This is a genomic window from Phenylobacterium sp. (assembly GCF_030698145.1).
Classification (GTDB): Bacteria; Pseudomonadota; Alphaproteobacteria; order Caulobacterales; family Caulobacteraceae; genus Phenylobacterium.
Window position 1 is genome coordinate 36,858 of sequence record NZ_JAUYNW010000092.1, and the last position, 14,494, is coordinate 51,351.

Here is a 14,494-nt window from a genome sequence, read left to right on the forward strand (position 1 = left end):
TCAGCCTTTCTTCGCCGCCGGCTTGTCGTCGGGGCCGAGTCCCAGGATCGCCTCGCGGCCGAGGATCGCCAGGTATTTCATGTACTCGCCCACCATCAGCCGCACATCGGCCGAAGTGCGCCACCAGCGGTTGGCGTCGACCACCGAGGTCGCCACCGGATAGGCCGCCAGCCTGGTGTCGGGCATGGCGCCGCGCAGCTCCAGCATGGCGCGGGGCATGTGGTAGTCGGCCGTCACCACGATCAGGCTGTCATAGCGCAGCGAGCGGGCCCACTCCTGGGTCTCGCGGGCGTTGCCCACGGTGTCGGCGGCGTTGAAGCCCAGGTCGACGCAGCAGTCGTACAGCCGGCGAACGGCGCGGCTGACAGTGCGGATGTCCTCGCGGCTGGCCTCTCGGTTGACGCCGGACACCAGCATCCGCCGGGCCTTGCCCTCTTCCAGCAACTCCATGGCCGCGCCGATCCGCTCATTGGAGCCGGCCCCGGTCAGGGCCACCACTCCATCGGCGCGCGCGGGTTCGCGGGCGGGCGTCGAGCGCGCCACCCGCTCGGTGAAGGCGAACAGCCCCACCGCCCAGATGACGGCGAGCACCAGGAGGGCCGCCAGCGGTTTCACATCATGTCCCGGATCAGGGCCTGGGCGGTCAGGCGCGCGGAGATCGCCGCCACGCCCGCCGCGGCCAGGGGCGCGGGCGCCACGGCGAGCAAGTCGATCCAGGCGATGGGCAATACGGGCGTCAAGCCGTCGCCTCCCCCCGCGACACGTAGCATGGCCCCCATGATCGCCGCCGCGCCCGCTCCGAACAAGCCCGCCGTGGCGGCCATGCGCGCGAAGCGGATCTGGAACAGGCCGGCGATGAAGGCGTCCTCGGCGCCGGAAAGGTGCAGGACCTCCACCACCTCCCGGCGCGCGGCCAGGCCCGCGCGGGTGGCGAAGGCCACCACCGCGCCCGCCGCCACCGCGATCAGCGTGAAGACCGCGCCGCCGATGGCCCGCGCCGTGTCGGCGGAGCGTTCGATATCCTTCATCCAGACCGAGTGGTCGTCGACGATGGCGTCCAGCCCCTGGGCCTTCAGGGCGCTGTCCAGGGCCTGGCCGGTGGCCGGCCCCTCGGGGTCCAGCAGCACGGAGACCAGCCGGGGGATCGGCAGGTCCTCCAGGTCGGCCGCGTCGCCGAGCCAGGGGGCGATCAGGGCCTCGGCCTTTTCCTTCTCCAGGGCGCGGGCCTCGACCACGCCGGGCACTCCGGCCAGGGTTTCGGCCGCCCGGGCCGCGGCGCCGTCGGGCGTCTCATTGGTCTTGGGCCGCACGATCACCGTCGCCTCATTGGTCAGGTGCCCGGTCCAGCCGCGTGCGGCGCGGTCGGCGGCCAGCACGGCCAGCAGGGTCAGGCAGGCCAGGAAGCACAGGGTCGCCACCACGAAGACCAGCGAGCCGTCCTTGGCGTCGGCCTCGGGCAGGAAGGGCGCGGGCCGCCAACGTTCGGTGTCGAACTCGCTCACCCCTCGCCTCCGGCCGGCAGCCGGGTCAGGCGGCCCTCATCCAGGTGCAGCACCGGCATGCCTGAGCGCGCCACCAGGTCCTGGTCATGGGTGGCGATGAGGATGGTGGTCCCCAGCCGGTTCAACTCCACGAACAGCCGCAGGATGCGCAGGCCCATCTCGTGGTCAACATTGCCGGTGGGTTCGTCGGCCAGCAGGATGTCGGGTCGGTTGACCACGGCGCGGGCGATGGCGAGGCGCTGCTTCTCGCCCCCGGCCAGGGTCGCGGGCATGGCGTGCATCCGCGAGCGCAGGCCGACCCAGGTCAGCAGTTCGGCCACGTCCTGGCGATAGCTCTCCGGCTTGCGGCCGGCGATGCGCAGCGGCAGGGCGGTGTTGTCGAAGGCCGACAGGTGCTCCAGCAGCTTGAACTCCTGGTAGACCACCCCGATCCGGCGGCGCAGGAACGGTTGCTCCTTCGCCGCTATGGCCGACACGTCCTGGCCGAACAGGTGCAGCAGCCCCTTCGAGGGCTTGGCGGCCAGGAAGATCAGCTTCAGCAGCGACGTCTTGCCCGCTCCGGAGGCCCCAGTGACGAAATGGAAAGACCCGGGCGCCAATGAGAAGGTAAGGTCCTTCAGCGTCTCGGGGGCACGGCCATATCGCATCGACACGTCATCGAAGCGGACCACGGCGGGATCGGCGTCGAACGCGCCCTGAACATGCGTGTTTCTGGACATGAGGACCGAAATCGGCGACCTCGGTTGAGGTTGCTGGAGCGTCCGATTCGGCCGTCATGATACTGACCTGTCCAGAGTGCGCCACCAGCTATTTCGTGGATGATTCCAGGATCCCCGAAGCCGGCCGGGCCGTGAAATGCGCCAGCTGCGGTGCGCGGTGGACCGCGCTGCCTGAGACTCCGGCCCTGAACCTTGAGGTTTCCAGCGACGAAGGCGCTGTCGCCCGAGAGCCTGCGCCGGACATCGAAGCGCACGAAGACGTCCCGATCAGCGAATTGCCGGGCGAGGTCCTGCCCAAGGTGTTCCGCGCCAAGGCCGACACCGAGCGCCGGGTCCGTGAGGCCGCCGCCACCGGGATCATCTGGGCGGGCCTGGCCGCGGCCCTGCTGGTGCTGCTGGCCGTGGCCTTCGTGTTCCGCGTCGACGTGGTGCGCATCTGGCCGCGCACGGCCAGCGCCTTCGCCTTCGTCGGCCAGCCGGTGAACAGCCTGGGCCTGGTGATCGAAGGCGTGCGCTTCGAGCCGTCCCTGCAGGAAGGCCATGCCGCGCTTTCGGTCTCGGGAATGATCCGCAACATCCAGGACGAGCCCGTCGTGGCCCCGCCCATGCGCATCAGCCTGCTGGACGGGGACGGCAAGGCGGTGGTCACCAAGATCGCCCGCCCCGCCGACGCCAAGATCCCGCCCGGGGAGACCCGACACTTCGCCATCGCCCTGCTGGACCCGCCGACTACGGCCAAGGTGCTGGAAGTGGCCTTCGCCCCGCCCGATCCCATCAAGAAGGTCAAGGTCGTCCAGGACGATCCGGCCCATGGCAAGGCGGCCACGCATCACGAGGCGCCGGCCCTGCGCCACGCCGCCGATCCGCCCGCCGTGACCCAGAGCCTGGCCCCGGCCCCGGTGGAGGCCAAACCCCTGCCGCCAGGTTCGCCCGACGCCCTGCAGGCCCATGACTGAGCCGCTGCCGCAGCCGGTGATGCTGCTCAGCGAGGCCGAGGTGGCCTCGCGGGTCGAGGCCCTGGCGCGCGAGATCGCGCCGCATATCGACGACGATACGGTGGCCGTCTGCCTGTTGACCGGCGGCCTGTGGTTCGCTTCCGACCTGACCCGGGCCCTGTCGCGGGCCGGCCGCAACGTCCGGTTCGACGCCCTGTGGCTGGCCTCCTACGGCGACGAGCGCGCCAGCCTCGGCCGCTGCGAGGTCCGCGCCGATCTGCAGCGACCGCTTGCGGGCCGGACGGCCCTGATCATCGACGACGTCATCGACACCGGCCTGTCGCTGTCGGAGGCCCAGCGCCTGGTCACCGACGCCGGCGCCAGCCGTGCGCTCACCGCGGTCTTCGCCACCAAGCCCTGGCCCACGCCGCGCGCCATCGTGCCGGACTTCGTGGCCTGGGAGGCCCCGGCCCGCTATCTGGTTGGCTACGGCATGGACGCGGGCGGACGGCTGCGCGGCCTGCCCTATATCGCGGCTCTGGACTAGGAGTTCAGGACGCGCCTCAGAGCCAGGGCGCGGCGGCTTCCCGGGCCAGCATGTCCTCATAGGTCGGGCGCGGCCGGATCACGGCGTAGTCCGATCCCTTCACCAGAACCTCGGGGGCCAGCAGGCGGCTGTTGTACTCGCTGGACATCACCGCGCCGTAGGCGCCGGCGCTGAGGAAGGCCGCGAGGTCGCCCGCTTCCAGCGGCGGCAAGGCGCGCTCGCGGGTGAAGGTGTCGCCGGTCTCGCAGATGGGCCCGACCACGTCATAGACCACCGGCTCGCCCGCGCGCGGCTTGACCGGGACGATCTCGTGATAGGCGTCGTACATGGCCGGGCGGATCAGGTCGTTCATGGCCGCGTCAAGCACGGCGAATTTCCGCCCCTCGGGCCGCTCGTGGATGTGCAGCACACGGGCCAGCAGGACCCCGGCGTTGGCCGCGATCATCCGGCCGGGCTCGAAGGAATAGCCCACGTCCAGCCCGGCCATCGTCTTCGCGATCATCCGCGCGTATTCGGCCGGCGCCGGCGGGGTCGGCTGGTTGAAATAGGGAACCCCCAAGCCGCCGCCCAGATCCAGACGCTCGACCGCCAGACCCTCGCCGCGTAGGCGCTCGACCAGGCCGCGCATCTTGGTGAAGGCCTCGGCCATGGGCGCCAGGTCGGTGATCTGGCTGCCGATATGGCAGGTGACGCCCACCGGCTTCAGGCCGGCGTTGTTGGAGGCCTTGGCGTAGAGCCGCTCGGCCTCGGAGAACGAGACGCCGAACTTGTTGTCGGCCTTGCCGGTGGAGATCTTGGCGTGGCCGCCGGCCGAGACGTCGGGATTGACGCGGATGGCGATGACCGCACGGGTTCCCAGCGACTGGGCGACCCGACTGGCGAGCTCCATCTCGGGCTCGGATTCGACGTTGATCTCGCTGACCCCGGCCTTGAGCGCGAAGGCGATTTCGTCGGCGGTCTTGCCGACGCCGGAGAAGACGATCTTTTCGGAGGGGATGCCGGCGGCCAGCGCACGGCGGATCTCCCCTTCCGAGACCGTGTCGGCGCCGGCTCCCAGCTTCGCCAGGGTCTTGAGGACCGCGACATTGGAATTGGCCTTCACGGCGAAGGCCAGCAGGGGATCGCCGCCGTGCTCGCCGCGGATCCCCTCGGCCGTCAGGGCGTCGCGCAGCACGGTGTAGTGCCGCTCGAGCGTCGCGGTCGAATAGACATAGACCGGCGTACCGACGGCCTCGGCGAGGGCGCTCAGCGATACGTCCTCGCAGAAGAGCTCGCCCCCGTGGAGCTCGAAGTGGTTCATCTGGGCCGGGCGTAGGGGTCGGGCAGGGCGCCTTGCGGGGCGCTGGACGTGGCGCTGGGATTGGAATCGATCGGCTGGGTGCGCGGCGGAACCGGCGCGTCGTCACGGTTACGTGGATCGACGGTGCGGATGGCGCGGCCAGGGTCGGACCCGGCGTCCGCGCCTGAGCCCTTGCCCATCATCGGGCCGGGACGCTCCAGCGCCCCCATCTTGCCGCAGCCGGCCAGGGCCAGGGTTCCCGTGAGGGCGGCGATCGTCAGGACTCGAAGGGTCACGACAGCTTCTCCTTCCAACGCGCGATCTGGGCGCGAACCTGTTCCGGCGAGGCGCCGCCGTAGCTTCTGCGGCTGGCGACCGAAGCGGCGGGCGTCAACACGTCGAAAACGCCTGCCGTGATCGCTGGCTCCAGAGCCTGGAGATCTGCGAGCGGCAGGGCCGATAGATCACAGCCCAGCGACTCGGCCTTTTTCACGGCCGCGCCGGTGATGTGGTGAGCGTCGCGGAACGGCATGTCCAGTTCGCGCACCAGCCAGTCGGCCAGATCCGTGGCGGTCGAGTAGCCGGCGCCGGCGGCGGCGGCCATCTTCTCGGCGACGGGTTCCAGGTCGGCGACCATGCCCGCCATGGCCGCCAGCGAGAGTTCCAGCGCGTCGAAGGCCTCGAAGGTGGGGACTTTGTCCTCCTGCATGTCCTTCGAGTAGGTCATCGGCAGGCCCTTCATCACCACGGTGAGCTGGGTGAAGGACCCGAGCAGGCGGCCGACCTTGGCGCGGATCAGCTCGGCGGCGTCGGGATTTTTCTTCTGTGGCATGATCGACGAGCCGGTGGTGAAGGCGTCCGACAGCTTCACGAAGCCGAACTGCGGCGTCATCCAGATCACGATCTCCTCGGCCAGGCGCGACAGGTGGACCGCGCAGATGGTCGCCGCGGCCAGGGCCTCCAGGGCGAAATCGCGGTCGGCGACGCTGTCGAGGGAATTGGCCGTGGGGCCGTCGAAGCCGAGCGCCTGCGCCGTCGCGTGGCGGTCGATGGGGAAGGGCGAGCCGGCCAGGGCCGCGGCGCCCAGCGGGCATTCGTTCATCCGGGCCCGTGCGTCGGCGAAGCGCGAGGCGTCGCGGCCGAACATCTCCACATAGGCCATCAGGTGGTGGCCGAAGGTCACCGGCTGGGCCGGCTGCAGATGGGTGAAGCCCGGCATCAGGGTCGCGGCGTGCGGCTCGGCCTTGGCCAGCAGAGCGGCCTGCAGATCGCGGATCTGGTCGCCGGTGCGGTCGCAGGCCTCGCGGACCCAGAGGCGGAAATCGAGCGCCACCTGGTCGTTGCGCGAGCGCGCGGTGTGCAGCCGGCCGGCGGCGGCGCCGATCAGCTCGCGCAGCCGGGCCTCCACGTTCATGTGGATGTCTTCGTATTCGTCGCGGAACGGGAAGGTCCCGGCGTCCATCTCGGCCTCGATGGCCTGGAGGCCGCCCTGGATGGCCGCCTCGTCCTCGCTTGAAATCACGCCTTGCTTGCGCAACATCGCCGCGTGCGCTCGCGACCCCGCCAGGTCCTGGGCGGCCAACCGCTTGTCGAAGCCGATGGAGACGTTGATCGCCTGCATCAGTTCGGCCGGTTTGGACGTAAACCGTCCGCCCCACATGGCTTGCCCGCCCTGGGCTTGGCCACCTTGGGTCTCTTTCGAAGCAGGCGAGGAGTTATCGGTCATATGAGCGAGCGTTCGGATGAAGGTGGCCCCGGCGGCCCCAAGATCCCGCTACGGTGGGTGCTGGGGGGCGTCGCCGTTCTAGGCGTCGCCGCGGTTCTCTACATCATTGGTCAGGCTTCCATAAACCCCCAGGGGCAAACGAACTTGAAGGCGCTGGCGAAAGGCGAGATGGCCAAGTTCGCCTTGCCGGTCCAAGCCGCTCCTCCGCCGGCCACCAGCTTCGTCGACGCCAAGGGCCAGACCCGGCGCATCGCCGACTTCCGCGGCAAGGTCGTGGTGGTCAATATGTGGGCCACTTGGTGTGCGCCCTGCATCATCGAGATGCCGACCCTGGCCAAGCTCGCCAAGAATTACGAGGGCCAGAACGTCGAAGTGGTGGCGATCAGCGTCGACCGTCCCGACGACGAGGCCAAGGCTCGGATGTTCATCGCCAAGCATGCGCCGCTCAACTTCTATCACGACCCCAATATGGCCCTGCCGTTCGCCTTCAAGCCGGTCGCCGCGGGCATGCCGACGACGGTGATCTACGGCGCCGACGGGGTGGAGCGCGGCCGGTTGGCCGGTGGCGCCGACTGGTCGAGCAAGGACGCCAAGGCCCTGATCGACAAGGTGTTGGCGGAAAGTTGAACAGGTGCTGCGGTTGACCGGGGTCCTGGCCCATGGCCAGACTTCGGCCCAATCGGCGATTTGGGCCTGCTGACGTTCTTCCTCCCTCGCTTTCCGCGCGGAACCGAACAAGCCGCTCCCCAGACGACTGAGACGGAGACCGGGCGGTCGGCGATCCTCGTCGCAAGCCCAACGCGGACTACTGAGTCAGGGAGACGGATATGGCCACAGGTACGGTCAAGTGGTTCAACGCCACCAAGGGCTTCGGCTTCATCCAGCCCGACGACGGCGGCAAGGACGTCTTCGTCCACATCTCCGCCGTTGAGAAGGCAGGGTTGCGCGGCCTGAACGAGGGCGAAAAGGTCAGCTACGAAGAGAAGGAAGAGCGCGGGAAGAACGCGGCTGTCGACCTGAAGCAGGTTTGAGGCGCGTTTTCGCATTCTAAGTGTTGGGCGGGCGCCGATCTCGAAAGGGGCGGCGCCCGTTGCACGTCAAACTGTCGGGAGTGCGACATTGTGGCGCTCCCCTGCCTTGATCTGGTCCTCGCTACAGCAAGGCTCTGTTTACCGCTTTCCGGCGTGATGGCCTCGTGGGGTCCAGAAGCGGCTCCGCGGGAGGACGGGGCATGCAATCTGAAGCCACGGACGGCGAAGCCGCCGGTTGGTTCTTCGAAAATGCGCTCGACGCTTTCGTTGTCGTCAGTCACGGCAAGGTCGTGTCGGCCAATCCCGCCTGGTTCGCTCTGTCCGGCTGGTCGCAAGCCGAGACCCTGGGCCGCCCCTACGCCGAACTCCACCATCCCGACGAGGCTCAGCACATTGCCGACCAGGTGATGCGCTTGAGGCGCGACGGCTCGTCGATATTCGACCACCGCATCCCAGCTCCCGATGGCGACTGGCTTTGGGTGCGCACCCGGGCCAAGCGAGCCTTCGACGGACGCGCCCTACTGGTGATCCAGGACATTTCGACCGAGCGCCAGGCCGCCGAGAACAACGAAAAGGTCGGGCGGGTCGCAGAACTGCTGGGCGAGACGGCGGGGGTCTATGTCTGGCGGTTCGACCCCGACGCCCGCGAGTACGATCTCAACCCACTGGTCACCGGACGGCCCGACGGGTCGGGCCTGTTGCGGGTGGGCGAGGCGGCGTTCAAGGACCTTATTCATCCTGACGACCGCGGCGAGGTCGAGGCGCTTTGGGCCCGGGTCCGCGGCGCGGGCGAACCCGCCATCGTCACATATCGCCACAAGGCCGAGACCGGCGAGTGGCGCAGATTCCGGACTGCCTGGCGTGGGGTGCGTCCCCTGCCGTCCGGCGGCTGGGACGTGCTCGGGATCACGCAGGACTTTACGGAACTGGCCGGCGCCCGCGACGCGGCGCTCGCCGCCGTCCAGGCCAAGACCGAGTTCCTGGCCAATATAAGCCACGAGATTCGCACGCCGATGAACGGCGTGATGGGTGTGCTGCACATCCTGAAGAGCGAACCCCTTTCGGACGCGGCCCAGGTCCTGGTGGACGAGGCCCTGGCCTGCGGCTCGACCCTGTCGCAGCTGCTCGGCGACATCATCGACTTCTCGCGCATCGAGGGTGGCGGCCTGCAGTTGACGGCTGAGCCCTTGGACCTGTCGCGCGAGGGCGACGTGGTGATCGGCATGCTGCGGGCCGACGCTGACGCCCGCGGCCTCGCGCTCACCATCAACGCGCCCGAGAGCCTCGGCTGGGCGTCGCTGGATCCCGTGCGGCTGCGCCAGATGCTGTTCAACCTGGCCGGCAACGCCGTGAAGTTCACCTTGAAGGGCGGCGTGAGGATCATCCTGGCGACGTCGGGGGAAGGCGCGGCCCAGCGCCTGCGAATCGAAGTCTCCGACACCGGCGTCGGAATTCCGATGGAAGCCCAGGCCAATCTCCTGGACCGGTTCCAGCAGGCCGACGGCTCCAGCACCCGGCGGTTCGGCGGCTCGGGCCTGGGCCTGGCGGTCACCAAGGCGCTGGCCGAGCTCATGGGCGGGGGCATCGGCTTCACGAGCCTCGAGGGCGCCGGCTCCACCTTCTGGATCGACATCGCCGCGCCGGCCTGCGCCGCGCCGGCGCCCGTCAGGGCCGACCCCTGGCTGACCGGCCTACGGGTGCTGGTGGTGGAGGACAACCCCACCAATCGCATGGTCGCCCTGCGGATGCTGACCGAGTTGGGCGCCGACGTGGAGATCGCCCGTGACGGCTCCGAGGGCGTCGAGCAGGCGAGCGCCGGCGCCTATGACATCATCTTCATGGATATCCAGATGCCGGTGATGGACGGAGTTGAAGCCGCGCTCCGGATCCGAGCCCTGCCTGGTCCTACCGGTCAGACGCCCATCGTGGCGACCACCGCCAATGTGCTGCCTGAGCAGATCGAGTCCTATCGGCGCGCCGGAATGGACGGCTATGTGGCCAAGCCGATCTCACCGGCCGCCCTGCTGGCCGAAATCTCACGCCTCGCGGCGGCGATGGCGCCGGAGCAGGCGGCCTAGAGTAGGATCCGATCCGACTGGATCGGATTTTGCTCAAGCCTCTTTGAATTTAGACCATTTTCTTCGCCGAACCGGTGTCCATTTCGGCGGAAAATGGTCTAGGCCAGTTCGCGCTGGCGGGTTCGAGGGGCGCCTGTGCCGGCGTCGGTGTCGGTCAGGGTCCTGAGCAGATTGACCAGCGAGGCGCGCGCGTCCGGGGGGAGGCGCTCGAAGGCGGTCAGCAGCTCAAGGGCGCCGGGCGTTCGGATCCGGCTGAGCATGTCGATGTCGCCGCCGATCTCCGCGCCGGAGGTGTCCAGCACGTCCATCAGGTCGACCACCCGGCAGCGTAGAGCGCGCGCGATCTGGACCAGACGAGAGAAGGAGATGCGGTTGGCCCCGTTCTCGTACTTCTGGATCTGCTGGAAGCTGACGCCGCATTGTTCGGCCAGGGCTTCCTGAGACATGCCAATGGTTCGGCGACGTATCCGCACCGCGGCTCCAAGGGCAATGTCCATGGGATCCGGGGTCTTGTTGGAAATCTCCAAAGTCATCGTCGTCTCCTCACCCAAAACGTCCGAAGGCGGAGCAAGCGCGCCGAGGGGATCGCTCAGGATTCGAAGGAAGTTAAGGCTTATATTTCAGCTTTGAAAAGTGCGCGCATCGCCTCAGCCAGGCCCATAGACGAGCATGTTCATCGAACATGTTGTTCAATTAGCGGGTTGTCGCGTCTCCGGTCCGGCCGAGATGGGGCGACGTCTTCGGCTGGGCGGCCAAGTCTTCGCCGACACTTGCGCCGTTCAGGTGCGATTTCTCAAGGCCGTCATAGAAGTAGTGGACCGGGACGTCCAGGGCTTCGGCCAGCCGCCAGATCATCGAGGCGGAGATCCGGTTGGCGCCGCACTCGTACTTTTGAACCTGTTGGAACGTCACGCCGCAAAGTTGTCCCAGCTGGCGTTGAGTGAGGTTGAGCTCCCGCCGACGGTGGAAAACTCGCTTTGCCAGATGAAGGTCGATGTCGTCGCGCATGGCTTCAATCGCAAGCTGGGGTCAAGGGTTGGCGTCAAGAGAGAGGTGGTCGAAATGGCACACGGTCCACATCTCATCCAACGACAGGCAAGTTGCGAACCATCCGACAAATCTGAGAAGCACCAGCCGGCCCCTTCCGTTCCCAGCCGACCCTCGTCCGTAAGCAGGTACGAACGCCGTCGGGCCATGGATGTCGCCTATCGCCGCCTTGTCAGCCGGCTACCGGACAAATGCGACGATTGCATGTGAACGACGGCTGAACCGTAGGGGGTATTGGGTCGCCTGAAAACAGAAGAGCGGCCCGAGGCGTCATGCCCCGGGCCGCTCTGTCAGTCTTGGTCGATGAATCGTCGGCCTTAGGCGAACTGGTTCATCGTATTGTGTGCGCCGCCGGCCTTCAGGGCCGCTTCGCCGGCGAAGTATTCCTTGTGATCGTCGCCGATGTCGGAACCCGACATGTTCTGGTGACGCACGCAGGCGATGCCTTCGCGGATCTCCTTGCGCTGGACGTTGAGCACGTAGCCCAGCATCCCTTGCGAGCCGAAGTACTCCTTGGCCAGGTTGTCCGTGCTGAGCGCGGCCGTGTGATAGGTCGGCAGCGTGATCAGATGGTGGAAGATGCCCGCCCGCTTGGCGCCGTCGGCCTGGAACGTGCGGATGCGCTCGTCGGCGTCGTCGGCCAGTTCGGTGCCGTCGTAGTCCACGCTCATCAGCTTGGCGCGGTCATAGGCCGACACGTCCTTACCGGCGGCCTTGTAGGCGTCATAGACCTGCTGGCGGAAGTTGAGCGTCCAGTTGAACGACGGGCTGTTGTTGTAGACCAGCTTGGCGTTGGGGATGACCTCGCGAACGCGGTCCATCATGCCGGCGATCTGCTCGACGTGGGGCTTCTCGGTCTCGATCCACAGCAGGTCCGCGCCGTTCTGCAGCGAGGTGATGCTGTCCAGGACGCAGCGGTCCTCGCCGGTGCCTTCCCGGAACTGGAAGAGGTTGCTGGGCAGGCGCTTGGGACGCAGCAGCTTGCCGTTGCGGTTGATGATCACGTCGCCGTTGGAGAGCTTGTCCGGGGTGATCTCCTCGCAGTCGAGGAAGCTGTTGTACTGGTCGCCCAGGTCGCCCGGCGTATGGCTGACAGCGATCTGCTTGGTGAGGCCGGCGCCCAGCGAGTCGGTGCGGGTGACGATGACGCCGTCCTCCACGCCCAGCTCGAGGAAGGCGTAGCGGCAGGCGCGCACCTTGGCGAGGAAGTCCTCGTGCGGGACGGTGACCTTGCCGTCCTGGTGGCCGCACTGCTTCTCGTCGGAGACCTGGTTCTCGATCTGCAGCGCGCAGGCGCCGGCTTCAATCATCTTCTTGGCCAGCAGATAGGTCGCCTCGGCATTACCGAAGCCAGCGTCGATGTCGGCGATGACCGGAACCACGTGGGTCTGATAGTTGTCGACCGCTTCCAGCAGGGCCTTTTCCTTGGCCTTGTCGCCGGCCGCCCGGGCTTCGTCGATCTCACGGAACATGCCGCCCAGCTCGCGGGCGTCGGCCTGGCGCAGGAAGGTGTAGAGTTCTTCGATCAGCGCCGGCACCGAGGTCTTCTCGTGCATCGACTGGTCGGGCAGGGGACCGAAGTCCGAGCGCAGGGCGGCGACCATCCAGCCGGACAGGTACAGGTAGCGGCGGTCGGTGTTGCCGAAGTGCTTCTTGATCGAGATCAGCTTCTGCTGGCCGATGAAGCCGTGCCAGCAGCCCAGCGACTGGGTGTACTTCGAGGAGTCGGCGTCATAGGCCGCCATGTCCTTACGCATGATCGCGGCGGTGTGGCGGGCGATCTCCAGGCCGGTCTTGAAGCGGTTCTGAAGGCGCATGCGAGCCACGGATTCGGCGTTGATGCCGGTCCACGCTTCGTTCTTGCTGTTGATGAGCTGGCCCATCTGGATGATGTGATCTTGGTAGGACATGTGCCTCTTCCGCGTTCGGCCGGGGAACTGGGACCCGGTGCTTGGCGTCTCCGTACAGCGCGAACCGCCCCGCGCGGAAGGCTGTGCGAGGTGTGGATGTAAGACTTTACAAAAATTGGCTGTAATGATGTAAGGATCACACGTACACGGAGTTCAGCCATGGCGACCGAACGCCGCCTCTATGTGGGTCCCAGCCTTCGCCGGCTTCGCCGCGACAATGGGCTGACCCAGGCGGACATGGCCGCCGATCTAGACGTCTCGGCCTCCTACATCGCGCTTCTGGAGCGCAACCACCGGCCGCTGACCGCCGAACTGCTGCTGCGCCTGTCGCAGACCTACAAGATGGACATGAGCGCCCTGGCCGGCGACGGCGCGTCGGAGGACGCCGCGCGCCTGCAGGCGGTCCTGAAGGACCCGATGTTCGCCGACATCGACCTGCCGTCGCTGGAGATGGGCGATATCACCACCAACTTCCCGGGGGTGACCGAGGCGCTGCTGCGGCTCTACACGGCCTACCGCCAGGAGCAGCTCGCGCTCGCCGACCGCAGCGCCGAGTCGCTGGGCGAGGGCGACTCCGACGCCTCCGATCCCGTCGCCGAGTCGCGGCGCTTCCTGGCGGCGCGGCGCAACAGCTTCCCAAGCCTGGACGACGCCGCCGAGCGCCTGGCCCAGGCCGTGGCGGCCCACGACAACATGGCCGGCTATCTGAGGACGCGCCACAACCTGCGGGTCCGGCGGCTGCCCTCCAGCGTGATGGTCGGCTCGACGCGCAGGCTGGACCGGCACCGCAAGGAGGTCCTGCTGGACGACGGACTGGACACCGCCAGCCAGGGGTTCCAGCTCGCGCTCCAGCTCGCCTATCTCGAGATGGGGGAGGATATCGAGGCGGTGATGGGGGAGAGCAGCTTCGCGGCCGAGAGCGGCGAGCGCCTGACCCGGCGGGCCCTGGCCAGCTATGCCGCCGCCGCGATCCTCATGCCCTATTCAGCCTTCGCGCGTGCGGTGGAGGCGCGGCGCTACGACGTCGAGGCCCTGGCGCGCCAGTTCGGCGCCAGCTTCGAGCAGACCGCCCACCGGCTCACCACCCTGCAGAAGCCCGGGCAGGAGCGGGTGCCCTTCTTCTTCATCCGCGTCGATCCGGCGGGCAATGTCTCCAAGCGGCTGGACGGCGCGGGCTTTCCCTTCGCCCGGCACGGCGGCGGCTGTCCGCTGTGGTCCGTGCACCAGGCCTTCCGCACCCCGCGCGAGATCGTCACCCAGTGGCTGGAGCTGCCGGACGGCCAGCGCTTCTTCTCCATCGCCCGCACGGTGACCGCCGGCGGCGGCGGCTTCGGCGCGCCGCGGGTGGAGCGGGCCATCGCTCTGGGCTGCGCGGAGGAACACGCGGGGCGGCTGATCTACACCCAGAACCGGCCTACCTCAGGCGCGGAGGCGGCGACGCCGATCGGGGTCACCTGCCGCCTGTGCCACCGCACCGAGTGCACGGCGCGCTCGGCGCCGCCCATCGGCCGCCAGATCCTGCCCGACGACATCCGCCGCACCAGCGCGCCCTTCGGGTTTTCGGACAGCTAACGCGGTTGGGGCAAAACCTGCCTCCGATCGGCTCCGATCTTGCGTTTGGCGCACAAAGGGCTCTAAAGCGGCGCGCTTCCGTGCAGTAAGGCGCCGGAGAAAGTTGGTCCGCCGCCACGACGGCGGGCCTCGGACTGGCTTGTCGGGG

15 protein-coding genes are annotated in these 14,494 nt (G+C 68.1%); 6 read left to right on the plus strand and 9 right to left on the minus strand.

Going from position 1 to position 14,494, the window contains the following annotated elements:
* From Q8Q77_RS13980 to ftsE, 3 genes are read right to left on the minus strand one after another with little or no spacing between them, the layout of a single operon-like run.
* The gene (locus tag Q8Q77_RS13980; protein ID WP_305584222.1) at positions 1-615 is read right to left on the minus strand and encodes a YdcF family protein; all 615 of its coding nucleotides are present in this window, start codon (positions 613-615) and stop codon (positions 1-3) included.
* Entirely contained in the window at positions 612-1,502 is an 891-nt protein-coding gene (locus tag Q8Q77_RS13985; RefSeq protein ID WP_305584223.1) for an ABC transporter permease, read from the minus strand. Before Q8Q77_RS13985 ends, Q8Q77_RS13980 begins: the two co-directional genes overlap by 4 nt.
* Positions 1,499-2,221, minus strand: coding sequence for a cell division ATP-binding protein FtsE (ftsE, locus tag Q8Q77_RS13990; RefSeq protein WP_305584225.1), 723 nt, complete (start codon positions 2,219-2,221; stop codon positions 1,499-1,501). The genes Q8Q77_RS13985 and ftsE overlap by 4 nt, the downstream gene beginning before the upstream one ends.
* A 56-nt stretch (positions 2,222-2,277) precedes the next feature.
* Between ftsE and Q8Q77_RS13995 the strand changes: the two genes are divergently transcribed.
* Both Q8Q77_RS13995 and Q8Q77_RS14000 read left to right on the plus strand, forming a co-directional pair.
* Positions 2,278-3,177, plus strand: coding sequence for a DUF3426 domain-containing protein (locus tag Q8Q77_RS13995; RefSeq protein ID WP_305584226.1), 900 nt, complete (start codon positions 2,278-2,280; stop codon positions 3,175-3,177).
* On the plus strand, positions 3,170-3,703 hold the full coding sequence (locus Q8Q77_RS14000; RefSeq protein ID WP_305584228.1) for a phosphoribosyltransferase: 534 nt from the start codon (positions 3,170-3,172) through the stop codon (positions 3,701-3,703). The genes Q8Q77_RS13995 and Q8Q77_RS14000 overlap by 8 nt, the downstream gene beginning before the upstream one ends.
* Positions 3,704-3,719: 16 nt before the next feature.
* On the opposite strand, the gene lysA is transcribed toward Q8Q77_RS14000, so the two are convergent.
* From lysA to argH, 3 genes are read right to left on the minus strand one after another with little or no spacing between them, the layout of a single operon-like run.
* Positions 3,720-5,003: a diaminopimelate decarboxylase gene (gene lysA / locus Q8Q77_RS14005; protein WP_305584231.1), complete on the minus strand. Its 1,284-nt coding sequence runs from the start codon at positions 5,001-5,003 to the stop codon at positions 3,720-3,722.
* The gene (locus tag Q8Q77_RS14010; protein ID WP_305584233.1) at positions 5,000-5,278 is read right to left on the minus strand and encodes a hypothetical protein; all 279 of its coding nucleotides are present in this window, start codon (positions 5,276-5,278) and stop codon (positions 5,000-5,002) included. Before Q8Q77_RS14010 ends, lysA begins: the two co-directional genes overlap by 4 nt.
* A complete protein-coding gene (gene argH, locus Q8Q77_RS14015; protein WP_305584235.1) occupies positions 5,275-6,708 on the minus strand; it encodes an argininosuccinate lyase in 1,434 nt (477 codons plus the stop codon). Before argH ends, Q8Q77_RS14010 begins: the two co-directional genes overlap by 4 nt.
* Positions 6,709-6,852: 144 nt before the next feature.
* On the opposite strand from argH, the gene Q8Q77_RS14020 reads away from it, so the two are divergent.
* The 3 genes from Q8Q77_RS14020 (at position 6,853) to Q8Q77_RS14030 (ending at position 9,817) form a co-directional block, all read left to right on the plus strand.
* Positions 6,853-7,335, plus strand: a complete 483-nt coding sequence (locus tag Q8Q77_RS14020; RefSeq protein WP_305584237.1) for a TlpA disulfide reductase family protein — start codon at positions 6,853-6,855, stop codon at positions 7,333-7,335.
* A 200-nt stretch (positions 7,336-7,535) separates the two neighbouring features.
* Positions 7,536-7,739, plus strand: a complete 204-nt coding sequence (locus Q8Q77_RS14025; RefSeq protein ID WP_305584238.1) for a cold-shock protein — start codon at positions 7,536-7,538, stop codon at positions 7,737-7,739.
* 200 nt (positions 7,740-7,939) lie between these two features.
* Complete coding sequence (locus Q8Q77_RS14030; RefSeq protein ID WP_305584239.1) at positions 7,940-9,817, plus strand: ATP-binding protein; 1,878 nt, start codon at positions 7,940-7,942, stop codon at positions 9,815-9,817.
* Between the two features lie 98 nt (positions 9,818-9,915).
* On the opposite strand, the gene Q8Q77_RS14035 is transcribed toward Q8Q77_RS14030, so the two are convergent.
* The 3 genes from Q8Q77_RS14035 to Q8Q77_RS14045 form a co-directional block, all read right to left on the minus strand.
* A complete protein-coding gene (locus tag Q8Q77_RS14035) occupies positions 9,916-10,350 on the minus strand; it encodes a helix-turn-helix domain-containing protein (protein WP_371130459.1) in 435 nt (144 codons plus the stop codon).
* Between the two features lie 160 nt (positions 10,351-10,510).
* Positions 10,511-10,825 carry a helix-turn-helix domain-containing protein gene (locus Q8Q77_RS14040; RefSeq protein ID WP_305584241.1) on the minus strand — a complete coding sequence of 105 codons (315 nt, stop codon included), beginning with the start codon at positions 10,823-10,825 and terminating at the stop codon, positions 10,511-10,513.
* A 356-nt stretch (positions 10,826-11,181) separates the two neighbouring features.
* The gene (locus Q8Q77_RS14045) at positions 11,182-12,774 is read right to left on the minus strand and encodes an isocitrate lyase (protein WP_305584242.1); all 1,593 of its coding nucleotides are present in this window, start codon (positions 12,772-12,774) and stop codon (positions 11,182-11,184) included.
* A gap of 159 nt (positions 12,775-12,933) precedes the next feature.
* Here Q8Q77_RS14045 and Q8Q77_RS14050 point away from each other — a divergent pair, with 159 nt between their 5' ends.
* Entirely contained in the window at positions 12,934-14,346 is a 1,413-nt protein-coding gene (locus Q8Q77_RS14050) for a short-chain fatty acyl-CoA regulator family protein (protein WP_305584243.1), read from the plus strand.
* The last annotated feature ends 148 nt before the right edge of the window (positions 14,347-14,494 follow it).

Bases quoted from the DNA above. Each gene is read 5' to 3' on its own strand.
- ftsE (WP_305584225.1), bottom strand. From the start codon at position 2,221: ATGTCCAGAAACACGCATGTTCAGGGCGCGTTCGACGCCGATCCCGCC.
- Q8Q77_RS13995 (WP_305584226.1), top strand. From the start codon at position 2,278: ATGATACTGACCTGTCCAGAGTGCGCCACCAGCTATTTCGTGGATGAT.
- Q8Q77_RS14000 (WP_305584228.1), top strand. From the start codon at position 3,170: ATGACTGAGCCGCTGCCGCAGCCGGTGATGCTGCTCAGCGAGGCCGAG.
- lysA (WP_305584231.1), bottom strand. From the start codon at position 5,003: ATGAACCACTTCGAGCTCCACGGGGGCGAGCTCTTCTGCGAGGACGTA.
- argH (WP_305584235.1), bottom strand. From the start codon at position 6,708: ATGACCGATAACTCCTCGCCTGCTTCGAAAGAGACCCAAGGTGGCCAA.
- Q8Q77_RS14025 (WP_305584238.1), top strand. From the start codon at position 7,536: ATGGCCACAGGTACGGTCAAGTGGTTCAACGCCACCAAGGGCTTCGGC.
- Q8Q77_RS14030 (WP_305584239.1), top strand. From the start codon at position 7,940: ATGCAATCTGAAGCCACGGACGGCGAAGCCGCCGGTTGGTTCTTCGAA.
- Q8Q77_RS14035 (WP_371130459.1), bottom strand. From the start codon at position 10,350: ATGACTTTGGAGATTTCCAACAAGACCCCGGATCCCATGGACATTGCC.
- Q8Q77_RS14040 (WP_305584241.1), bottom strand. From the start codon at position 10,825: ATGCGCGACGACATCGACCTTCATCTGGCAAAGCGAGTTTTCCACCGT.
- Q8Q77_RS14045 (WP_305584242.1), bottom strand. From the start codon at position 12,774: ATGTCCTACCAAGATCACATCATCCAGATGGGCCAGCTCATCAACAGC.
- Q8Q77_RS14050 (WP_305584243.1), top strand. From the start codon at position 12,934: ATGGCGACCGAACGCCGCCTCTATGTGGGTCCCAGCCTTCGCCGGCTT.